Source organism: Bartonella sp. AA78NXGY (genome assembly GCF_042197005.1).
Taxonomy (GTDB): Bacteria; Pseudomonadota; Alphaproteobacteria; order Rhizobiales; family Rhizobiaceae; genus Bartonella.
Map to the genome: position 1 here is coordinate 46,470 of NZ_JBHIRI010000012.1, position 23,712 is coordinate 70,181.

Annotated in this window: 20 protein-coding genes; 13 read left to right on the top strand and 7 right to left on the bottom strand. The window is 37.1% G+C overall.

All coding sequences use genetic code 11. The features are described 5' to 3' along the window. Positions 1-524 precede the first annotated feature (524 nt). Positions 525-1,214, bottom strand: coding sequence for a DnaA regulatory inactivator HdaA (hdaA, locus tag ACFINL_RS07465; RefSeq protein WP_375651267.1), 690 nt, complete (start codon positions 1,212-1,214; stop codon positions 525-527). Next, the gene (locus ACFINL_RS07470) at positions 1,211-2,422 is read right to left on the bottom strand and encodes an AI-2E family transporter (RefSeq protein ID WP_375613080.1); all 1,212 of its coding nucleotides are present in this window, start codon (positions 2,420-2,422) and stop codon (positions 1,211-1,213) included. The genes hdaA and ACFINL_RS07470 overlap by 4 nt, the downstream gene beginning before the upstream one ends. Before the next feature lie 158 nt (positions 2,423-2,580). On the opposite strand from ACFINL_RS07470, the gene purM reads away from it, so the two are divergent. Next, positions 2,581-3,690, top strand: a complete 1,110-nt coding sequence (purM, locus tag ACFINL_RS07475; protein WP_375651269.1) for a phosphoribosylformylglycinamidine cyclo-ligase — start codon at positions 2,581-2,583, stop codon at positions 3,688-3,690. Continuing rightward, positions 3,687-4,298 (top strand): phosphoribosylglycinamide formyltransferase, encoded by a 612-nt coding sequence (gene purN, locus ACFINL_RS07480; protein WP_375613082.1) that lies wholly within the window; start codon positions 3,687-3,689, stop codon positions 4,296-4,298. The genes purM and purN overlap by 4 nt, the downstream gene beginning before the upstream one ends. A gap of 281 nt (positions 4,299-4,579) precedes the next feature. On the opposite strand, the gene ACFINL_RS07485 is transcribed toward purN, so the two are convergent. Continuing rightward, positions 4,580-7,114, bottom strand: a complete 2,535-nt coding sequence (locus ACFINL_RS07485; RefSeq protein WP_375651271.1) for a response regulator — start codon at positions 7,112-7,114, stop codon at positions 4,580-4,582. 218 nt (positions 7,115-7,332) lie between these two features. Here ACFINL_RS07485 and ACFINL_RS07490 point away from each other — a divergent pair, with 218 nt between their 5' ends. Beyond that, the gene (locus tag ACFINL_RS07490; RefSeq protein WP_375611550.1) at positions 7,333-7,809 is read left to right on the top strand and encodes a hypothetical protein; all 477 of its coding nucleotides are present in this window, start codon (positions 7,333-7,335) and stop codon (positions 7,807-7,809) included. Between the two features lie 52 nt (positions 7,810-7,861). On the opposite strand, the gene dksA is transcribed toward ACFINL_RS07490, so the two are convergent. Together dksA and ACFINL_RS07500 are read right to left on the bottom strand one after the other, a co-directional pair. Continuing rightward, positions 7,862-8,278: an RNA polymerase-binding protein DksA gene (gene dksA / locus ACFINL_RS07495; protein ID WP_015856486.1), complete on the bottom strand. Its 417-nt coding sequence runs from the start codon at positions 8,276-8,278 to the stop codon at positions 7,862-7,864. 315 nt (positions 8,279-8,593) lie between these two features. Next, the gene (locus ACFINL_RS07500) at positions 8,594-9,133 is read right to left on the bottom strand and encodes a flavin reductase (protein ID WP_375611549.1); all 540 of its coding nucleotides are present in this window, start codon (positions 9,131-9,133) and stop codon (positions 8,594-8,596) included. A gap of 146 nt (positions 9,134-9,279) precedes the next feature. On the opposite strand from ACFINL_RS07500, the gene rpe reads away from it, so the two are divergent. The 10 genes from rpe to ACFINL_RS07550 all read left to right on the top strand — a co-directional run bounded on the left by rpe (position 9,280) and on the right by ACFINL_RS07550 (position 18,384). After that, the gene (rpe, locus tag ACFINL_RS07505; RefSeq protein WP_375651273.1) at positions 9,280-9,966 is read left to right on the top strand and encodes a ribulose-phosphate 3-epimerase; all 687 of its coding nucleotides are present in this window, start codon (positions 9,280-9,282) and stop codon (positions 9,964-9,966) included. After that, entirely contained in the window at positions 9,966-11,273 is a 1,308-nt protein-coding gene (gene purB, locus ACFINL_RS07510; protein ID WP_375611588.1) for an adenylosuccinate lyase, read from the top strand. Before rpe ends, purB begins: the two co-directional genes overlap by 1 nt. Positions 11,274-11,341: 68 nt before the next feature. After that, positions 11,342-11,890, top strand: coding sequence for an RBBP9/YdeN family alpha/beta hydrolase (locus ACFINL_RS07515; protein ID WP_375611547.1), 549 nt, complete (start codon positions 11,342-11,344; stop codon positions 11,888-11,890). 173 nt (positions 11,891-12,063) lie between these two features. Next, positions 12,064-12,828 carry a phosphoribosylaminoimidazolesuccinocarboxamide synthase gene (gene purC, locus ACFINL_RS07520; protein WP_375611587.1) on the top strand — a complete coding sequence of 255 codons (765 nt, stop codon included), beginning with the start codon at positions 12,064-12,066 and terminating at the stop codon, positions 12,826-12,828. A gap of 78 nt (positions 12,829-12,906) precedes the next feature. Beyond that, positions 12,907-13,146, top strand: a complete 240-nt coding sequence (purS, locus tag ACFINL_RS07525; protein ID WP_375611546.1) for a phosphoribosylformylglycinamidine synthase subunit PurS — start codon at positions 12,907-12,909, stop codon at positions 13,144-13,146. 11 nt (positions 13,147-13,157) lie between these two features. Next, positions 13,158-13,829 carry a phosphoribosylformylglycinamidine synthase subunit PurQ gene (purQ, locus tag ACFINL_RS07530; protein WP_375611545.1) on the top strand — a complete coding sequence of 224 codons (672 nt, stop codon included), beginning with the start codon at positions 13,158-13,160 and terminating at the stop codon, positions 13,827-13,829. A gap of 293 nt (positions 13,830-14,122) precedes the next feature. Further along, positions 14,123-16,333, top strand: coding sequence for a phosphoribosylformylglycinamidine synthase subunit PurL (purL, locus tag ACFINL_RS07535; protein ID WP_375611544.1), 2,211 nt, complete (start codon positions 14,123-14,125; stop codon positions 16,331-16,333). A 58-nt stretch (positions 16,334-16,391) separates the two neighbouring features. Next, positions 16,392-16,625: a BolA/IbaG family iron-sulfur metabolism protein gene (locus ACFINL_RS07540; protein WP_375651285.1), complete on the top strand. Its 234-nt coding sequence runs from the start codon at positions 16,392-16,394 to the stop codon at positions 16,623-16,625. A gap of 98 nt (positions 16,626-16,723) precedes the next feature. Then, a complete protein-coding gene (grxD, locus tag ACFINL_RS07545) occupies positions 16,724-17,056 on the top strand; it encodes a Grx4 family monothiol glutaredoxin (RefSeq protein ID WP_375606638.1) in 333 nt (110 codons plus the stop codon). Positions 17,057-17,127: 71 nt separating this feature from the next. Continuing rightward, positions 17,128-18,384 (top strand): multidrug effflux MFS transporter, encoded by a 1,257-nt coding sequence (locus ACFINL_RS07550; RefSeq protein ID WP_375611542.1) that lies wholly within the window; start codon positions 17,128-17,130, stop codon positions 18,382-18,384. Positions 18,385-18,851: 467 nt separating this feature from the next. Here the strand turns inward: ACFINL_RS07550 and parC are convergent, their stop codons facing one another. Together parC and aspS are read right to left on the bottom strand one after the other, a co-directional pair. Continuing rightward, entirely contained in the window at positions 18,852-21,101 is a 2,250-nt protein-coding gene (gene parC, locus ACFINL_RS07555) for a DNA topoisomerase IV subunit A (protein WP_375651275.1), read from the bottom strand. A gap of 776 nt (positions 21,102-21,877) precedes the next feature. After that, a complete protein-coding gene (gene aspS / locus ACFINL_RS07560) occupies positions 21,878-23,671 on the bottom strand; it encodes an aspartate--tRNA ligase (RefSeq protein WP_375651277.1) in 1,794 nt (597 codons plus the stop codon). Between the last annotated feature and the right edge of the window lie 41 nt (positions 23,672-23,712).

The following is a 23,712-nucleotide window of genomic DNA, read 5'->3' on the forward strand; positions in this document are numbered from 1 at the left end:
TATTAAAAAAGAATGAATTTCTCTATAAGGACTTCATAATTTTTGTCCTTTTTTAAGCAAGCTCTCACTGTATCAAAATGCATTCCACAGATACAATTTTAGAAAAAAACGACTTAAATATCATAGAAAAACTTTTCCAAAGAGCACATAAGCCAAAAAATTCAGCTGTATTAAGCTTTTTCCTCTCTTTTTCTATCTTCCCAAGGACTCTTTTATTAAAAATTCTAGAATCTTCTACAATCCAAATCCATAAACAACAAACATTTTTTCAAAGCACAAAGATTTCATTATAAATAAAATAAAGCGCTCTTTTTAGAAAAATTTTCAAATGCGAAGATGGAAAGAATTCAACATCATACAATAAAATCTCAAAGCTATTTAAAATAAACACATGACAAAAGTAAAAAATATTATTTTTTACTCTTATATAGATATCCAAAAAGGAGAAAATTTAAATGACTTGTCTTTCCACGTATTGAAACGATAGTAGAAGGACAGAATAAGTAAGCCATGATAAGGAGTATTTACGAATTTCTTCTATTCAAAACTTCAGCAATAACAGAACGTGTTATTTTTCTTTTTCTTTGTAATGCCAACTGATCAACAGAATCAATAACACGCTTCAATGAAAATAAAGAACGTTCACAACGACTTACAAGATAATAAACCGTATCTGGATGTACAATAAGTTGCCTATCTGAAAAAAGCTTAAATGCAACAGCTGTTAACAATGCATCATCAGGCTGATTAATTTCAACGAACATTACCGAATTAAGACGACTTTTTAGATCATTTAACATTAAATTCCAAGCGGAAGGAAGTGTTCGTGCCGTCATCAATAAAGTAGCTTGTCGTGCATCAAGATTTGCTTGCTTAATACTGTTAATTAAATGAAAAAGTTCTGTCTCATTGATTTCACCTGCATCAATATCCTCTATTAAAAATGATCTGCCTAAAGAAGCCATAGTAATAGCCTGATCAATTTCATTGTGCTGAATCCTGAAAGCATCTGCTTTTTGGAGCCATATATTAGAAAAGTGCGTTTTTCCAGAGCCTTCTTTACCAACCAAAACTGCAATAGGTAAGCTCCAATTGGGCCAGTGATCAATAAGCTGAAAAGCCATACGATTGCTTTCCGTTACCACTAAATCCTCAAATTGAAAAATCGGATCATAAGGAAAATTTAAAGATAATTGCGTTTCACGCCCATTCATTTTAGCGGCTCCGAATTTCCGCTTCTCGAATACATCTGAGAACTCAGATAAGTATGAAGAGCAAAACGAACTAAAACGCCAACAGCCGCTGCCGCAGGAATAGCAACAAGCATACCAGTAAAACCAAAGAGTGAAGAAAAAGCAAAAAGTGAAAACATCAACCATACGGGATGTAATCCCACTGATGAACCTACAAGCTTGGGTTGAAGGATATAACCTTCAATAAACTGACCAATTAAAAAAAGTGCCATCACAACGATGATTCCCCCCCAATTATTGGGATAAAACTGGACCCATGCAATACCAACAGAAAGGACCAAGCCACTCATTGTGCCGATATAAGGAACAAAGCTAATAAGACCAATAAACATACCAATCAAAAGACTAAAATTGAGTCCTGCAATCGTTAAACCAATAGCATAATAGCCTCCCAATATGAGACAAACTGTTCCTTGTCCACGAACAAAGCCTGCAATAGCTCTATCCATTTCATGAAAAATACTACGAACAGTTTCAAGATGATCACGCGGTATTAACGAATCGATTGCTGTTACCATACGTGGCCAATCTAATAACATATAAAATGCCACCACAGGTGCCACAACAAATAGGCTAACGATATTAACGATTGATTTTCCTGACTTTAAAAGTGAATTCAAAAGAGACGTAATAAAATCCGAACCTTCTCCCAAAAATCCTTTAATATTATTCCGTAATTCATTTGGATCACTTCCAAAATAGCGCCTTAACCAATCAAAATCATGCTCAACAAAAAAGGTTTGAATACGATTAATGTAAACAGGTAAACCATCACTCATAAATTGCTGTATTTGCCAACTAATAACAGGAATCAAAATAATTAAAGCAGCAACAAAGGTAATAACAATAAATAGGGTGATAAGGACAGTCCCAAACACACGACGAATACCAAATTTTTCAAGTAATTGAACAATGGGATTGAGAAAATAAGCCAACACAATCCCTGCCACAAAAGGAAGCAAAATTGATCCAAAAACAAACATAAAAAGAATGAAAAAAATCAGCGTACCAAGCCAAAAAAAGATTTGTCTTTTCATATTATTCGGCAAAGGTAATTGAGTATACGCTGGCACATAAGTCTTATAACGATCACGAGATGTATTCTCACTCACTTTCTTTCTCATAAGCTGCCAAGAGGACTGTCCGTGATTATCTGATATCTTGCTCATAAAATATCCTAAAAAATTCTTCACAAAAAATTATAAACAACTTCAAAATAAGGTACAAGAAAAGTTGCTTATTTTCTTATCAATATCTCTTGCAGAGAGAACTCTATCATGGCATTGCATAATATCAAAACCTGATTTTCCATTAAAGGAAGGCTCCAATGAGCAATCAAGATCTTACAAATAATAAATCCAAGGCTGGGGATAAATCCAAAGCTGGTCTTACCTACGCAAAAGCCGGTGTAAACATCGATATGGGTAATGCCATGGTAGAAAAAATTAAACCCTTTATACGCGCAACAAAACGAGCCGGAACAGATGCAGAAATTGGTGGTTTTGGTGGACTTTTTGATTTAAAAGCAGCAGGCTTTACGGATCCTATCCTAGTAGCAGCCAATGATGGTGTGGGAACAAAATTAAAAATTGCCATTGAAGTAGGTCACCATAACACTGTAGGTATTGATCTTGTAGCTATGTGTGTCAATGATTTACTCGTACAAGGGGCTGAACCTCTCTTTTTTCTGGATTATTTTGCAACTGGAAAGCTTGACCCTGAACAAGGAACTGCGATTGTTTCCGGTATTGCAGAAGGATGTAAACAAGCCGGTGCTGCCCTTATTGGAGGAGAAACTGCAGAAATGCCAGGAATGTATGCAGAGGGAGATTATGATCTAGCTGGTTTTGCTGTTGGAGCATGCGAACGTAGCAAGCTACTCCCTTCAAAAGATTTGACAGAAGGTGATATTATATTAGGTCTAAGCGCCTCTGGAATTCATTCCAATGGCTTTTCGCTTGTTCGACGAATCATCCAGCAAAATTATCTCAAATGGAATGACCCTGCCCCTTTTTCCCCCGAAAGCAGCCTTGGTATAGCACTTCTTACACCAACACGCATTTATGTAAAATCGCTTCTTCCCATCATGCGAAAATATGAAGGGATTAAAGCTCTTGCTCATATTACGGGTGGAGGTTTTCCTGAAAATATTCCACGTGTCCTTCCATCCTCTCTCTGCGCTGAAATTAATCTTTCTACCATCAATGTTCCAGCAGTATTTTCATGGATTGCCAAACAAGGTAAAATAGAAGAAACAGAAATGTTAAGAACATTTAATTGTGGTATTGGCATGATCATTATCGTAGCACAGCATGCAGCTGAAACAATTACACAAGCTCTTGAAAGAAAAGGAGAGACTGTAACTCCCCTTGGCATTTTAACAAAATGCCAAGATCAAAATAAAGGAATACTTTATAAAGGGGTACTGCATTTATGAAAAAACAAATCGTCGTTTTCATTTCTGGTAATGGATCCAATATGGTCGCCCTTGCTCAAGCTAGCCAACAAACGGCATATCCTGCTGAAATCGTCGCGGTTATTTGCGATAATCCGCGTGCCAACGGTATTGAAAAAGCGCAAAACCATAACTTACCTATTCATATTGTTGATCGTAAAATTTACAAAACAAAAGAAGAGCATGAAGAAAATATTTTTACAATTTTAAATCAATATAAACCGGATTTTCTCTGCTTTGCAGGGTATATGCGCCTTATCTCACCACGTTTTGTAAAACTTTATGAAGGACGAATTCTAAATATTCATCCTTCTCTTTTGCCTTCATTTAAAGGCTTAAACACACATGAAAAAGCTTTACAAGCAGGTGTAAAAATCACGGGTTGCACTGTTCACCTTGTTACAGAAGACATGGATGCAGGAAAAATCCTTGCCCAAGCAGCCGTTCCAGTCTATCCCCATGATACTGCTGAGTGCTTAGCACAAAGAGTTCTTAAAGCAGAGCATAAACTCTATCCCGAAGCCTTAAAAGCATTTATTGAAGGGAAGAGCAAAATGGTCGATACGCAACAACAGCTTTTATCTTTTTGAGTGTATCAACAATCTATTAATCAGCATATTTCAATGCTTTACACATAGTTTTTGCTCAGTATCTACAATTGAAAATCTCTATGAAATATTGACATAATAGAGTCCATCTCTTCATAAATTTTTGCACAAAATATGTAATTTTTTGAATTTTAGTTCATTTTTAAAATTTTTCTTCTTTATTCAATTCTATGACATTATCATAAGCTCTATTTATCAAAATACTCTCGTATTTCGCCTAAAAAATCTTAAAATACGCAATTTTCTATTGCATAAATTTTTGTTTATGACGAAAGTGTTTCTTTAACTGTTACAGCTAACTGTTTGAGTGTAAAAGGCTTAGATAAAAAACCAAAAACAGCATCTTTTGGAAGATTTTTAGCAAAGGCATCTTTTGCATATCCAGAAACGAAAAGAAATTTGATATCAGGATAGTTTTTACGGACTTCCTTCAATAAAGTTGGCCCATCCATTTCTGGCATCACCACATCGGAAACAATAATATCAACTTCTCCTTTTTGTTCCTCAAGAATAGAGAGTGCTTCCACCCCACTTGCTGCCTCTAAAACCGTATATCCTCTCATTTGAAGAGCTCTTACCCCCCCCATTCTGACCGCATCTTCATCTTCAACTAATAAAACAGTCGCAGATCCTGTTAAGTCTATATTTTTATCTTTCTCTTCATCTTTTTCAATCTTTTGAGAAATTTCTCCTTTTATATTGGGGATATAACGGGGAAGAAAAATATGAAATGTTGCTCCTTCACCTTCTTTACTTTCACAATAAATATACCCACCGCTCTGCTTGATAATTCCATAAACCATTGATAAACCAAGTCCTGTTCCTTTTCCAACTTCTTTTGTTGTAAAAAATGGCTCAAACATTTTTTCTTGTATAGCAGCAGATATACCAGCCCCTGTATCTGAAATAGTCAATTGCACATACTCGCCAATTGCTAATCCAAGATGATTAAATTCAGCACTTTGTTGCTTTGTAATATTATTTGTCGCAATCGTAACAATACCTCCATCTAACATGGCATCACGCGCATTAATAACCAAATTCATAATAACACGCTGAAAAGATGCTTGATCAACTTCAACGCTCCACAAATCTCTTCCATGGATAATTTTTAACTGAATATTATTCCCCAAAAGTGGTAAAATAAGATTGCGGATATCTGATAAAAATTCAGTAAAATCAACTTCTTCAGGTCGAAGTGTTTGCTTTCTAGAAAAAGCTAATAATTGCTGGACAAGAGCAGCTGCACGATTAGCATTATTTTTAATATTGATCAGATCAGCATGAGCAGGATCAGAACTACGATGCGTATTTAAAAGAAGATCACATGACATTAAAATTGCTGTTAAAACATTATTAAAATCATGAGCAATGCCGCCAGCCAATTGTCCTACAGCTTGCATCTTCTGACTTTGCATCATTTTATCTTCAAGCGTTTTTTGTTCTGTTGTTTCAATGACAGAGAGAATGACCAAATCTTGCAATGCATCACCATGATATGGTGGTACAGACATAACATGGAGACGTAAATGGCGTTCTTCATTTTTTTCTAAAACAGTTTCTAGAGAAACAAAATAATTTTTATTTGTCGCAATTTTCTGAAAGGCATGCTCTAACTGCACACAATCACGACGAGAAATAACATCATAAAAATTGATCGTTTTATCCATGCATCCCGTGAGTGATGAAAAAGCATTATTCATATGAACCAATTGCCCTGCATGATCCACCACGGCTATTGCAAAAGGACTTGCATCAAAATATTCTCCTAATATGCTGGGTAATTTTAATTGATCATCCTCTTCTTTTTGTATTTGTTGTGGAATGATCACAACACGATAAATGGCTTCCTCTTCTAAGAGAGAAGAAACAGATATAAGACAATGGAATATTTTCTCACAAGTCGTGTGTGAATTTAAACATAACGAAAACCTATAAGGTAAAAAGTAACCTGAACTTTGATATCTGTTGGTTTGTAAACAGATATCACTCCATGAGCTCTTAGCGCCAACGCTATCAAATAACGAATCAAAATTATATTGACCAATTGAGAAATTCGCTAAATCAATTGAAAACCATTCGGCAAAAGTCGCATTGGCATAAAGAATAGTTCCTTGTCTATTAACGGATACAAAACCAATAGAAGCTTGATCCAAGTGATTGATAGCCTCTTGAAGGTTCGAGAAAAAAACTTCTCGCGTTTGTTGTAAGTGCGAAATATCAGTAATACGCCAAAATAAAAGCTTTTTTTTCTGTTTTGTGATAGGTTGAACGGAAATATTATACCAAACAGATTTTTTTGGTGTAGAATCGGTAAAAATTGGTTGTTCTACTCTCAATTCCTCTTGCGCTGCAAGATTATTACAGGCTGCAACCTTTAAGCGGTACGAGAGTGCACCAGCTCCTGGCAGATCTGCAATAACCCTATAACAAGACACTTCAGGCTTATAGGTCAGAATTTTTCGATAGTTTTGATTAGAATAATAAACAAAACCAGAAAGATCAGAGATTACAATTGCATCATCGCTCCTATTAAAGATGCTAAAATCAAAATCTTCATGCGACCACACATGATATCTTAAAATTCCCATTCCACACAAAACGAGTGTTGCAACACCGATCATTGCTAGAATCAAAAAAGATATTGATATCGCCTGTTGCAAATAGTTTTGTGGATAAAAAAAACCTAAAATACCCACAATGAAAAGAAAACCTAATACAAAAACAACACCAAAAATCACAACTCTCCGATGAAACGAAGACGCTGATCTTTCATTATTCTCAAAATCTTTATCCATCTCTCTTTGCCTTAGCTTATAGCTATTTCTTATGTCACAAAACTTCCTTTATATTCGTTGTTATGTTGTTATAAAGTATATACTATGATATTATCTAAGATAAGCTCGCTTAATATTCAAAAGTTTATTTCTTACATTATAAGTGAACCTTTTGAGGGTATGTTTATAAATTTATCTCAATAAAAAATAATATTTCCATCCAAAATGGGAGAAAATCTATGTATATCTGGTTATCAGAGCAGATAGGTGTATCTGCTGCAAACATAACGATAAGCTTTTTGCTTTTTATAATAACAATCGCAGCTATTACCGTAATTATCGTGTTTTTACGTCGCTTAAGTACAGGAAGATACAGCATTAATAGAAAAAAAAGTCTATCACGATTAGCATTATGTGAAGTAATTTCTATAGATCGAGCACGCCGCCTTGTTTTAGTCCGTTGCGATAATAAAGAACATTTGCTCCTTATTGGCGGATTAACAGATGTGGTTGTAGAATCCGATATTACTGGTACATCAAAAATACAAAAAAGAGAAACACACACACATCTAAATTCCGCCCCTCCAGAAAGAAACGATGTATCGGATAAAAGTCCCTCTCCTTTTACGAATCAAGCGGTAAAAGATTCAGCCATCACCGCCGAAATTGAGGGGCGGCAAGAACCATCTTTATTCATTCCTACCCCTCAAAAATAAAAATATACAATTTCATCACCACGAATTTCGTTTGTTTATCATCTCAATAACCTTAATCATCGCGATAAACTCTTTCACGTCGTTCGTGACGTTCTTGCGCTTCCAATGACAAAACGGCTATCGGCCGAGCCTCAAGACGCTTGATACTAATGGGTTCGCCGGTTTCTTCACAAAAACCGTATGTCCCATTATCAATGCGCTCTAAAGCAGCATCTATTTTTGAAATAAGTTTCCTCTGACGATCACGAGCACGTAATTCGATTGTACGATCAGTTTCACAAGAAGCCCGATCAGTCAAATCGGGCTGACCAACATTCTCTTCCTGCAAATTTTCCAAAGTCTCACGAGCTTCTTTTAATATATCATTCTTCCAAGAAACCAATTTAGCACGAAAATACGCCTTTTGCCGCTCATTCATAAAAGGCTCATCTTCACTAGGGCGATATTGACCATCAATCTCTTCGCTCATGCAATAAAAAACCTCCACATATGCTATGTGCGGTCTATATATTGTGCAATACCCATCAACACAAGAGTAAAATGTTTTTTCATAACAATCGACGAATATATCTAAATGCACTGTTTAGGTTTGATCGCTTTTTTATGTAGATTGAATTCTTGATCAAATCTCATCCAGAATCATTTTTTTCGCTTATTGAAAAACTTTAAAAAGAAGGAAATCTAATATCAGATATCAGAGCCATCCCTCCCCTACTCTCTACATTGTTTAAAATCTAAATGAAGCAACAATAAATCATTTCATCAATGCAAAAAAATAAAATCTTTATAAAGGCAAAGTGTGATATTCACGTTTCAAATACATCAAAGCATCTTTTTCTTTATTACAGTTGATTGCAACAACCTCACCAATCAAAACACAATGGGTTGCGTGTTCGTGCCAACAAATCAAACGACAATCAAACGACGCTAGAGCGTCTGAAAGACTAGGCGCCCCCGTTTGCAAAGCTCCCCATTGAGCAACATCAAAACGCTCATTTTGTGTAGAATTGCAACGCCTCGAAAAAACATCCGCTAATGAGCGATGTTTTCCTGCCAAGCTATTAACACAAAAATTTCCATTCTCCATAAACACCTGATTCTTTAAATTATGGCGCATGAGACAAACAAGAAGGGTTGGAGGATCATCAGATAAAGAACAACACGCCGAAACAGTCACCCCACGTCTTCCCTTAATACCATTTGTTGTCACAATATGCACAGCTCCTGCAAAAAGACTCATGGCATCTCGATATTCTTGAGAAGAAACCGCAATAGTATGTTTATGTTGAAGTTCAGGCATCAAATATGTTTTATGATTCGACATATCTTTCACTTATAAAGCTTTAAAATTTCAAGCAATCTTTCCATAAAAAGACCTATAATACATATTTTTTCTTTTCCGTCATAACACAAAAAATATTTGTGTATACACAGCGATATGATAAAAACTGCCAATCTAAGGAGATTTTAATGCCCCATTCTCATCTCATTTCGCCTTCTCTCTTGGCTTCTGATTTTTCTAAACTTGGACAAGAAATGTTAGATGTTGTTGATGCTGGTGCAGATTGGCTTCATCTTGATATTATGGATGGGCACTTTGTTCCTAACATCACCTTTGGTCCTGAAATCGTCAAAGCTCTGCGCCCATTAACAAAAGCAATATTTGATGTCCACCTGATGATCGCACCAGTAGACCCTTATTTAGAAGCTTTTGCAAAAGCAGGTTCAGATATTATAACTATTCATGCTGAAGCAGGTCCACATCTTCATCGTTCATTACAAACAATCAAAAAAATGGGGAAAAAAGCAGGAATCGCACTCAATCCAAGCACCCCTGAACATGTACTGGAATATTTGCTTGATCAATTAGATCTCATTCTCATCATGACGGTCAATCCCGGTTTTGGTGGACAAAGTTTTATTCCAGAAATAAAAAATAAAATTAAGCGCGTTAAAAGCATGATTGCAAACCGCCCTATTGATCTTGAAGTTGATGGTGGTATCACCGTTGATACAATTGGGATAGCTGCAAAAGCTGGTGCAAATGTATTTGTCGCAGGCTCTGCAATTTATAAAGATGGCAATAAAGAGCTTTACAAAACACGTATTAGTGCATTGCGCCAAGCCGCAATCCTCTCACAACAAGGAAAAAAATGATGATCGCACGTTATTCCCGCCCTGCAATGGTAACAATTTGGTCTCCCGAAACAAAATATCGTATTTGGTTTGAAATTGAAGCCCATGCCTGTGATGCCCTTGCTCACTTAGGGATTATTCCGAAAGAAGCCACCAAAGTCATTTGGGAAAAAGGGGCAGCAGCTAAATTTGATGTCAATCGCATTGATGAAATTGAAGCAATTACCAAACATGATGTTATCGCATTTCTAACCCACCTAGCTGAATTCATTGGACCAGAGGCACGTTTTATCCACCAAGGCATGACATCATCTGATGTTCTCGATACAACGCTGAACATTCAATTGATGCGTGCGAGTGATATTTTGCTAGAGGATATAGATCAACTTCTTGAAGCATTAAAAAGACGTGCTTTTGAGCATAAAGAGACAATCACCATTGGGCGGAGTCATGGCATTCATGCTGAACCGACAACATTTGGAATCAAGTTTGCTCTTGCATACGCTGAATTTTCCCGTTGTCGCAAACGTCTTCTTGCTGCACGAGAAGAAGTTTCTACTTGCGCGATTTCAGGAGCTGTAGGAACTTTTGCTAATATCGATCCACGCGTTGAAGAACATGTAGCAAAAGCCTTGAAGATGCGTACTGAACCGGTTTCCACCCAAGTAATACCAAGAGATCGTCATGCTATGTTTTTTGCAACACTTGGTGTTATTGCTTCCTCTATTGAAAGGCTAGCAATAGAAATACGCCACTTACAACGAACAGAAGTTCTTGAAGCAGAGGAACATTTCTCACCTGGGCAAAAAGGTTCATCGGCAATGCCTCACAAACGTAATCCAGTTTTAACAGAAAATTTAACTGGATTAGCCCGTATGGTACGTGCATTTGCACTCCCAGCCATGGAAAATGTAGCTCTTTGGCATGAACGTGATATTTCCCATTCATCTGTTGAGCGTTATATTGCTCCAGATGCGACTATTACACTTGATTTTGCTCTTTCTCGCCTCACATCTGTCATTGAAAATCTCATTGTCTATCCAGAAAATATGCAAAAAAATCTCAATAAATTCCGCGGTCTTGTTCACTCACAACGGGTTCTTTTAGCACTCACACAAGCAGGGATTAGTCGTGAAGATTCTTATCGGATTGTACAACGAAATGCGATGAAAGTTTGGGAACAAGGAAAAGATTTTTTAGAAGAACTCCTCAACGACAAAGATGTTACCAAAGCTTTAAGTGAAGAAGAACTTCGCGAAAAATTTGATCTTTCTTACCACACCAAACATATCAATACGATTTTTAAACGTGTTTTTGAAGAACAATAAAGCGACATAGAAAACCAAAATCCATTCAACCTATGATCAAAAATCTGTTGTAACAAAGAAAACAATTCATGAAAGCAAATCAACTGGATATTCTTATTGTTCCTGGCTACAAAGGATCTGGTCCAGATCATTGGCAAACACGCTGGGAAAAAAAATTGTCGACAGCCAGCCGCATTGAACAACTCCATTGGTCAAAGCCTGTTTGTGAAGAGTGGGTTAACAAAGTTAAAACCGCCATCGCAAAAGCTCAAAGGCCTGTTATGCTTATTGCTCATTCATTAGGAGTTCCCAGTGTTATTCATGCAACTGTACAAAATACAGAAAAAATTTGTGGCGCTTTCTTTGTTGCACCTCCAGATGTCGCCAATGAAAAAATACGTCCCAAACATTTAATGACATTTGGCCCCTATCATCGCCAAAAGCTTCCTTTTCCTTCTATTGTCATAGCCAGTCGCAACGATGAGTTTTGTCAATTTTCAGTAGCAGAAAAAATTGCCAATGATTGGGGATCACTCTTTGTTGATGCTGGGTATTCTGGCCATATTAACGCAGAATCCGGACACGGACCTTGGCCTGAAGGGCTTATGGTCCTCTCTCACTTTCTTGCAAAAATTTGATCCAAAAGAGGTGATCTTCTTTCTCATCGCTTATGTATCTTCACCTTTGGGTAAACGTGTAATGATAAAAATTATAAAAGTATCATAGCAATATCATTGAGAAATTCTATCAATTAGGATAGTATCATTTATTAATGTTATTAAAAACCTCTCAAGATAAATAGAGAATCATGATGAATCGTCGCCACCGTATTTATGAAGGCAAGGCTAAAATTTTATATGAAGGACCTGAACCAGGAACTTATATTCAATTTTTTAAAGATGATGCAACTGCCTTTAATGCAAAAAAACATGAAATTATCGACGGAAAGGGCGTTTTAAACAACCGAATTTCGGAACATATTTTTAGCCATCTTGGACGTTTGGGCATCCCAACACATTTTATCAAACGTATAAACATGCGCGAACAGCTTATTAAAGCAGTGGAAATCATTCCGTTGGAAGTTGTTGTTCGCAATGTTGCTGCCGGCTCTCTTGCTAAGCGTTTAGGACTGGAAGAAGGAACCCCGCTTTCGCAATCCATCATTGAATTCTACTATAAAAATGATTCTCTCGATGATCCTATGGTAACGGAAGAACATATCACAGCTTTTGGGTGGGCTGTCCCACAAGAGATAGAAGATATCATGCAACTTTCAATTCGTATTAATGATTTTCTTTCTGGGCTTTTTGCCGGTGTTAACATCCAATTAATTGATTTTAAAATGGAATTTGGTCGCCTGTGGGAAGATGAAACAATGCGCATTGTTCTTGCTGATGAAATCTCTCCTGATTCTGCACGACTATGGGATATGCACACACAAGAAAAAATGGATAAAGACCGTTTTCGTCGTGATATGGGAGGGCTTATTAATGCCTATCAAGAAGTTGCTAAACGTCTTGGTATTATGAATGAAAACGAACCAACACGACCAAGTGGTCCCGTTCTCGTAAAGTAAAAACAAGGTAAAAAACATCACCTTATACAAACACCCCTCTTCAAAGGAGAGGTTCTTTTAAAAAGCAGGAAGCAAAAAATGAAAGCACGCATTACAGTTACTTTAAGAGAAAGCGTTCTTGATCCACAAGGAGAAGCAATTGTCGGTGCTTTAAAAAGTTTGGCTTTCGAAGGCATTCAATCTATTCGTCAAGGAAAGGTTTTTGATATTGTTCTTGATGATTTACCTTCTGAAACTGCAAAGAAAAAACTTGAACAAATGTGTGAAGAGTTACTCGCAAATACTGTCATTGAAAATTATACAATCGAACTTCTGTAAGTGAAACGCTCATGAAAACTGCCATCATTCAACTTCCTGGATTAAATCGTGATCGAGATATGGTTGCAGCATTACATCATATAACGGGAGTTGAGCCACTAAAAATTTGGCAAACAGAAACAACAATTCCAGATGTAGATGTTATTATTATTCCTGGTGGTTTTTCTTATGGCGACTACTTAAGATGTGGTGCGATTGGAGCGCGAACTCCCATCTTAAAAGCCATTCGTGAAAAAGCACAAGAAGGTACGACAATTATAGGTATCTGTAATGGATTTCAAATTTTGTTGGAAGCAGGATTATTACCCGGTACTTTAATGCGTAACGCTTCTTTAAAATTTGTTTGTCGTGAAATCAAGCTTGAAGTCGTCAACGCCAAGACAAAATTTTCTCGATATTATTCTAAAGGACAAATTATTCGTTGTCCTGTTGCCCATCATGACGGAAATTATTTTGTTGATAGTGAAACATTGAAACAAATGGAAGACAATGAACAAATTGTTTTTCGCTATGCAGAAAATACAAACCCGAACGGCTCAATGAAAGATATTGCTGGTATTGTTAATAAAGCTGGTAATATTCTTGGTATGATGCCCCATCCTGAAAACTTTATTGAACCCGCCCACGGAGGTACTGACGGTCGTTTACTTTTTCAAAGTGCTTTAGAGTTAGTAAATGGATAATGCTGCAAAAATACTCGCGCTCCATAATTTAAAAAAATAAGGATTTATACCATTTCTTGCTTCATAAAGCTATAAACAAAGCTCTTCACAAACAACAATGGATATTATTTTCTAAACACATAATTATTTAAGACCATTTTTAGTCTTAAATCCCACCAAACAAACGGACAAAATCTTCAGCTTACTGTCTATAAATATTTTTATTATTAAACAACATTATTGTTTATAATATAAGCTGCTAGGTTTAAAAAATAAAAATACTAAATTTCGATTAATTTGACGGATAAATACTCATGAAGCCTTGCAATAACATCACTATTACATCAGAACTCATTGCACAACACGGGCTAAAAGAAGATGAATATCAACGTATCCTAACGTTAATTGGTAGAGAACCAACATTTACTGAACTAGGAATTTTTTCTGCAATGTGGAACGAACATTGTTCCTATAAATCATCTAAAAAATGGCTAAAAACTCTTCCGACAGAAGGAAAATGTGTCATCCAAGGACCTGGTGAAAATGCTGGTGTTGTCGATATTGGCGAAGGACAATGTGTTGTTTTCAAAATGGAAAGCCATAACCACCCTTCTTATATTGAACCTTATCAAGGTGCAGCGACAGGTGTTGGTGGTATTTTACGTGATGTCTTTACAATGGGAGCCCGTCCTGTTGCTGCTATGAATGCATTGCGATTTGGTGCTCCTGACCACCCACGAACACGCCATCTTGTTTCTGGTGTTGTTTCTGGAATAGGTGGTTACAGCAATTCTTTTGGTGTTCCAACGGTTGGTGGAGAAGTCAATTTTGATGAGCGTTATAATGGCAATATCCTTGTTAACGCTTTTGTCGCCGGTATTGCAAAGACAGACGCCCTTTTTTATTCTAAAGCACAAGGTATTGGACTCCCTGTTGTTTATCTGGGTGCAAAAACAGGACGTGATGGTGTCGGTGGAGCAACAATGGCTTCTGCTGAATTTGATTCTTCAATCAGTGAAAAACGCCCAACTGTTCAAGTCGGTGATCCTTTTACAGAAAAATGTCTCCTTGAAGCATGTTTAGAGCTCATGGAACTTGGAGCCGTGGTTGCTATTCAAGATATGGGGGCAGCAGGACTCACCTCTTCTGCCGTTGAAATGGGAGCAAAAGGAAATCTGGGGATACAGCTTAATCTTGATACAGTTCCTGTTCGAGAAGAAAACATGACAGCCTATGAAATGATGCTTTCTGAAAGTCAAGAGCGTATGCTCATGGTCCTTAAACCAGAACTAGAAAAGCAAGCAGAAGCAATTTTTCATAAGTGGGGACTACATTTTTCTATCATTGGAAAAACAACCGATGATTTACGTTTTCGTGTATTTCATCAAGGGGAAGAAGTTGTCAATCTTCCCATCAAAGAGCTTGGTGATGAAGCGCCTGTTTATGATCGTCCTTGGAGTGAGCCGGCAAAAAAAACACCCTTGAAAGCAGAAGACGTCAAAAAAGTTGAAAATCTTGGTGATGCGCTTCTGAGCTTATTGAATTCTGCTGATCAAAGTTCTCGGCGATGGGTTTATGAACAATATGATACCCTTATCCAAGGAAATAGCCTTGTTTGTCCAGGAGGTGATGCAGGCGTTATCCGTGTAGGAAACAACAGCAAACGTGCTCTTGCTTTTTCTTCTGATGTAACACCTCGCTATTGTGAAGCAGACCCTTATGAAGGGGGGAAACAAGCTGTCGCAGAATGCTGGCGAAACATTAGTACGACAGGTGCAACACCACTGGCTGCTACAGATAATCTCAATTTTGGTAACCCTGAAAAACCTGAAATTATGGGACAGCTGGTTTTTGCTATTAAAGGTATAGGAGAAGCTTGTAGAATCCTTGATTTTCCTATCGTTTCAGGCAATGTTTCTCTTTACAACGAAACAAATGGGGAAGCCATTCTTCCAACCCCCACAATTGCTGGGGTAGGCCTTCTTAATGATTGGTCTAAAATGGTAACAATAAGTGGTATGCAAAATGGAGATATTCTTGTTTTAGTAGGAAATTGCGGCTCCCATTTAGGACAATCAATCTATGCACGTAACATTTTAAATATTGATGCAGGCCCCCCCCCCCCTGTAGATTTACAACTTGAAAAAAAGCATGGTCAATTTGTTCGAGATGTCATACATCGTGGTTTTATTCACGCCGCCCATGACCTTTCTGACGGAGGATTAGCGATAGCACTTGCTGAAATGGTCATTAAAGCAGGTAAAGGAATCAAAGTAAAATTAAGCAATAAATCACCCCATCATGCAGAACTTTTTGGAGAAGACCAAGGACGTTATCTTTTAGCCGTCAAACCTCACTCTCTTAATAGTCTTAAAGAGCGTGCACAAATCAATACAGTTTCTTTAACAGAGCTAGGTCAAGTCGAGGGTACTTCTCTTAATATAGATGGGATATTAACACTTTCAGTAGACAAACTCACAAAAGCCTATGAAAACTGGTTTCCACAATTTATGGGTGAAGAATAAAAATTGTTTTTTCTCTTAAACAGCCTTTATAAAAAATGAACAACATAGGAGAATAATGATGGCAATGAGTGCCCATGCAATTGAAACGCTTATTCGTGAAGGCATTCCTGATGCTACTGTAAGAATTCGTGATCTTGCTGGAGATGGGGAACATTATGCTGCAGAAGTTATTTCTGAAAGTTTTCGTGGTAAAACCCGTGTTCAACAACATAAAATGGTCTATGATGCCCTTAAAGGCAATATGGGAAATGACCTTCACGCCTTAATATTGCAAACAAATGTCCCAAAATAATCTAAAATTTCTTCTTGCATTCACACATTTAATACGATTAAAAGCAGTATGAATATAAATTACACACTGATAAAAATCTGAAATATCGAGGGATAAAAATGACCACTGTTCATGATTTTATTGACAACGAAATTAAAACAAACGACGTCATTTTATTCATGAAAGGAACACCTGACGCTCCGCAATGCGGGTTTTCAGGACAAGTTGTTCAAATTCTTGATTATTTAGGATTGAATTATAAAGGGATTAATATCTTAACTTCTAACGAATTGCGTCAAGGGATTAAAGATTACTCAAATTGGCCAACAATTCCACAGCTTTATATCAAAGGTGAATTTATCGGAGGCTGTGATATTGTTAAAGAGATGTTTCAAAACAATGAGTTACAGGAACTTTTGAAAGAAAAAAATATTCCATGTAATCAATCATAGGTATCTTTCATTTTATTCAGACTCTTAAAAAGAGCTGTTTTCAGACGAAATTTTTATTTCAAGGATGCCATATGTCATATTCAGTCGATGAACAAACGCATAGAGATGCGATTAGAAACAAAATTGGCTATAAAGAATTTGTTATTCTTATTGCTTCGCTCATGGCTATTAACGCTATAGCTGTTGATATTATGCTGCCAGCTATGCCCGATATTTTAGACGGCTTAAATGTTCTCAATGAAAATGATCAACATTATATCATTTCGAGTTATCTTATTAGCTATGGTATTGCTCAAATATTTTTCGGTCCAATAAGCGATCGGTATGGACGACGTAAACTTATTCTTCTCGGGCTTGCTTTTTATTCATTTACGGCGATTGGCTGTGCCTTTGTAACTGATTTTTCTCTCTTACTTATTTTACGTATCTTGCAAGGAATTGGAGGGGCTGCTATGCGAGTTCTTACAGTTTCCGTCGTACGTGATCTTTACAGTGGTCGAAAAATGGCAGAAGTTATGTCTATTGTTATGATGGTTTTTCTTGTTGCACCAATGGTTGGTCCCGCAACAGGACAGATCATTTTACTTCTTGGACATTGGCAATATATTTTTATTTTCATGGCAATGATTGGTTTAGGACTGATGATTTGGATTCAACTGCGCTTGCCTGAAACTCTTTATGCGCAACGCTCTCTTTCCTTTTCTTCAGTTAAACACAACTTATGGATTGTAATAACCAATCGCACAACACTTTGCTATACACTTGCAACTTCCATTATTTTAGGCTGTATCTTTACCGCCGTTAATACATCACAACAAACATATGAAGGGATCTATAATCTAGGACTTTGGTTCCCTATTGCTTTTGCAGTTGGTGCTGCATTTCAAGCTCTATCATCATTCTTTAACTCTCAACTCGTTGGACGCCTTGGAATGCGGCGTATTGCTCATACTATGCTTTTGCTCTTTTGTGCCACTTCATGCATTTGGTTTATTGGGTCCATCTTAGCAGGTGGTGTTATCCCTTTTCCTTTTTATATGACGTTATATTGTATATTAATGTTTACCTGCGGTGGTATTATGGCCAATTTCAATACACTCGCTCTTGAACCTGTAGGAGAAATAGCTGGAACAGCTTCTTCTGTATCCGGCTTTCTTCAAACATCTATCGGTGCAGGACTTAGCTTTTTTATTGCCCAACAATTTGATGAAACAACCATCCCAAACTCAGCAGGATTTTTCTTTCTGAGTCTCACTGCCATACTTCTCGTCTTATGGGCTGAACGTGGTCATCTTTTTAGGCAATATCATAGTAATCCTAACGAATAAATATTACTACGAAAGATTAATAACATCTCTCTTGAACAATAAGAAAATAAACCTATCAGACAAAATAAAACATCTCCAAATAGAACACTCTTGTGTTAAACATTCACATTGTTTGTTTAAAGGTACAGCTCTCGAAATATCAAATCATTTCACGACAGCACCCATAAATGGTATAATGTAAAAAAACAAACATACCTATTGTTGCAACAACTCTTGTCTGTGAAACGGTTTATTAAAAAATATTTTGATTCTTTTCTTCAATAGTTTTTATGAAGACGGGCTAGTCTCTCATCTCATGACAGGCAAACAAACAGTTTTGATTGGTTTAACCTAAACAAGATCGAAATAAGAGAAAAACTTACGCTTTAGGTCTTTCGTTCAATATAAAAAATAATAAATTATCTTTATAAATTAATATCTTACACAATCATAAAACCATAGGGAACTTTCCCATTTATAAAATACATTTAATTGATAAATTTTCCTGATTTTGGAAATCCTCTTGGAACCAAACGCCCGACGCCCGCACGCATTCCCATCCATTCAATGAGATCATCAGCTTGACGGTTAAAGATTCGTTCAGCTGTATCTTGCCAACTTAAGCCTTCTGATAAATTAAAAGTCTTGGCATCAACAACACCACCTTCTTTATAACGCTGTAAACGAACACCTTTACCGCGATTCATTTCTGGTATTTGTTCAATAGAAAAAATAAGCATTTTACGGTTTTCACCGACTACAGCAACATGATCACCATTTACCGGAACACAAAGCTTTACCTTATCAGGAGCTTTCACATTCATCACTTGCTTTCCTTTTCGTGTATTGGCGATCACTTCTGCAGAAGAAACAATAAAACCATTACCGTGAGATGAAACCAAGAGCAATTTTTCCTCGGCGTGATGCACAAACGCTGTGAGAACATCGTGCTCATCATCCATATCAACTAAGAGACGAATAGGTTCACCATGTCCCCGCCCTCCAGGTAAATTATTTGCACCAATAGCAAAAAACTTCCCCCCCGTACTGATCAGCACAATCTTGTCGGTCGTAAATGCTGGAAAGGCTAACTTTAAACTGTCTCCTTCTTTAAAAGAAAGTGCTTTATAATCGTTCAAGTGTCCCTTCAAAGCACGCATCCACCCCTTTTCAGAAATAACAATAGTAATCGGTTCTTTTTCGATCATTGCTTGTTGAATATCATCAAGATCATGTCTTGGTGCCTCTTCAAACGTCGTACGTCTTTTCCCCAAAAGTGTTTCAGGACCAAAAGTGTTTCGAACTTTTTTGATTTCTTCTGAAATTATTTTCCACTGTTTTATAGGAGAAGCTAATAAATTCTGTAGTTTTTCTTTTTCAGCTTTCAAACTTTCAAATTCTTTACGAATTTCAAATTCCTCAAGTTTACGCAAAGAACGCAAGCGCATATTAAGAATAGCTTCAGCTTGATTTTCTGTTAATTCAAACCGATTAATCAGCTTCTTTTTCGGTTCATCCTCTTCACGAATAATCTGAATGACCTCATCGAGATTTAAATAGGCAATAAGATATCCATGAAGAATTTCCAATCGGCTATCAATTTGATCAAGCCGATAATAAGAGCGACGAATAAGCACTTCTTGACGATGTTCAAGCCATTGCTGCAAACTTTCTCGCAAAGAAAGAACATTGGGTATTTTTCCCAAAGACAAAACATTCAGATTAAGGGGAAATCTTACTTCAAAGTCAGTCAATTTAAAAAGAGACTCCATAAGGAGCTCCGGATCAACCGACCGATTTTTAGGAACAAGCACGATTCTGATATCTTCTGCTGATTCATCTTGGATATCCTCAAGCATTGGCAATCGGCGTGCAAGCAATAACTCTGCTGTTTTTTCAATAAGACGTGACTTTTGAATCTGATAGGGAATTTCAGTCACAACAATCACATAAGAACCACGGCTACCAGGTTCCTGATGCCAACGTGAACGCAAGCGAAAGAATCCACGCCCAACACGATAGGATTCCTCAATACTTTTTTTAGGTTCAACTAAAATTCCCCCCGTCGGAAAATCAGGACCAAGAACGAATTGATTTAATTCCTCATCATTTACATCGGGATGCGCAATCAAATGGAGCGCTGCATCACAAAGCTCAGCAACATTATGGGGTGGAATAGATGTTGCCATACCAACAGCAATACCAGAAGAACCATTTGCTAAAAGATTAGGGAAAGCTCCTGGTAAAACAACCGGCTCTTCATCTTCCTCATTATAGGTTAAACGAAAATCAATAGCATTCTCATTAATTCCTTCAAGTAACAATGCAGCCACTTCAGTCATACGTGCTTCCGTATAACGCATGGCAGCAGCATTATCACCATCAATATTACCAAAATTGCCTTGCCCATCAACCAACGGATAACGAACAGCAAAACTTTGAGCCAAGCGCACCAAGGCATCATAAATAGACGCATCCCCATGAGGATGAAATTTTCCCATGACATCACCAACAATCCGCGCACATTTCGCATAAGACTGTCCAGGATTTAGTTTGAGAAGACGCATCGCATGAACAATCCGCCGGTGGACCGGCTTCAATCCATCACGTACATCAGGCAATGCACGGTGTGTAATCGTAGAAAGTGCATAAGCCAAATAACGTTCCTGTAAAGCAGAACGTAATTCTATTGGTTCAATATGTTCTTTATCAAAAGGTAAATTCATTTTATCAGACATAGATTAAAACAACAATTCCCACAATAATAAGAAATTATTTTATAGGATTTATTTAATTAAATCTTCTATGAGTCGACTTTTTTATTAAAAGTCAATTACATAAAAACAAACGCTGCAATTAGAACATGAACAGAAAATTATATCAATTTGAAAAATTTATACATGTCCTTCCCCCCTTGTCCTAAGTAATTTATTGAAAGCTTTGTCAAATTCGACGATAATTTAACTGCCCACAAAGAGTTATTTCATCTTTTCTGAAATGACAAAAGCACCTTTCAAACATCATCTTTTATTATAAAGATAAATTGTATAACAACCCCATTCAGTTTTTCTACGAAAAACCAAAAAAATGTTCAAAGCTTATGAAATATAAACTTTTCAGAGTAAGTCCATAGAATGGAAAACCACATTATTCTCATAAAAACGAAGAGACACAATTCTCTGCTACAACGTTGTAAAAACTTCAATAAAAAATAAATAATATATTGACACATAAAGATAATTCATTTTTTTCAACTAAAATGAGACTCCCAAATATTATAGAGTTCTTTCATTTCTAATTTATTCATGATCAAGCAGTCATAATCATTTTCTCACCTATCACAAGTGGAAGAGCCACTATAGAAACAAGGAATAAAAATGCCTCGTAAAGAATCAACACAATAGCGTTTTGCCTATCTAAATTTCACAAACAGTACACGCACACATCGTTGACTCTTGAAAGGCATCAAAACTTCACTCTACGTAGAAAAGATGAAAACAATCCATTATCAACTTTATGAGCTATTTTTGTGAGTAGGAGCCATACGGATTCCTAAATCACGTAATTGTGTAGGAGAAACATCAGACGGAGCGCTCATTAAAAGATCAAGCGCCTGTTGGTTCATAGGGAATAAAGCAACTTCACGCAAATTTTTAACACCTTGCAACAGCATAATGATGCGGTCAATTCCTGCAGCCATACCACCATGTGGTGGAGCCCCATAATGGAATGCACGATAAAGACCACCGAAACGATCTTTCACAACTTCCTTAGAAAGTCCTACAAGTTCAAAAACTTTAAGCATCATTTCTGGTAAGTGATTACGAATTCCACCTGATGCAATTTCATAACCATTGCAAACAAGATCATATTGAAAAGCTTTAATAGTAAGAGGATCTTGACAGGCAAGGGCATTTTCTCCCCCTTGAGGCATGGAAAAAGGATTATGTCCAAAATCAATCTTTTTTTCATCTTCATTCCATTCAAAAAATGGAAAATCAACAATCCACGCCAAAGAGAAACTATCTCTATCGAGAAGATCTAATTCTTCCCCTACCCTTATGCGTGCTGCTCCGGCAAAAGATGAAAACTTTTTTGGATCGCCAGCTACAAAAAAACAGGCATCTCCACTTTCAAGCCCAAGCTGTATACGGATTGCTTCAGTCCTCTGTTCACCAATATTTTTGGCGATAGGCCCTGCTCCTTCAAATTTTCCTTCTTCTTCACGCCAGAAAATATAGCCGAGCCCTGGTTGCCCCTCGCCTTGTGCCCATACATTCATACGATCACAAAAAGCACGACTTCCACCCGTTTTAGCTGGAATAGCCCACACTTGTGCATTCTCATCATTCGCTAAAATTTGAGCAAAGACTTTGAAACCAGAATTATAAAAATGCTGAGAAACATCTTCCATAATGATCGGATTACGCAAGTCAGGTTTATCAGAACCATATTTTCGCATTGCTTCATCATAAGAAATGCGAGGAAAGCTTTGTGTCACAGTTTTTCCATCCGCAAATTCTTCAAAAATAGAACGCATAATAGGTTCCATAGTTGCTAAAACATCTTCTTGCTCAACAAAACTCATTTCAACATCTAATTGATAAAATTCACCAGGAAGACGGTCGGCCCTTGGATCTTCATCTCTAAAACATGGAGCAATCTGAAAATAACGATCAAAACCTGACATCATCAACAATTGTTTATATTGCTGTGGCGCTTGCGGTAACGCATAAAATTTTCCCTGATGAACACGACTTGGAACTAAAAAATCACGCGCCCCTTCCGGCGATGAAGACGTCAAAAGTGGCGTCGTAAATTCCGTAAAACCATTATTTTGCATAGCCCGTCTCATAGCCGCAATAATTTCAGTCCGACGCATGATATTTTTGTGCATAGTCTCCCGACGCAAATCAAGAAAACGATATTTTAATCGAATATCTTCTGGATAATCAGGCTCACCAAAAACCGGTAAAGGAAGCTCATCAGATTTTGAAAGAATTTCTACCTCTTGTGCAAAAATTTCAATCTCACCTGTTGGAAGCGTTGCATTAATAACCTCATCAGCACGTGCACATACCTCCCCATCCACACGAATAACCCATTCAGAACGCACTTTTTCAATCACTTTAAAAGCTGGTGAAGCAGGATCAACAACAATTTGTGTGATTCCAAAATGATCACGTAAATCCACAAAAAGAATCCCTCCATGATCACGAACACGATGAACCCACCCCGAAAGACGAACTTGTGTTCCTACATCACATCTACGGAGAGCCGCACAATGATGACTGCGATAACGATGCATGTTTTTTGCCTTTGATTATAATATTCACATGCGCTACAAAC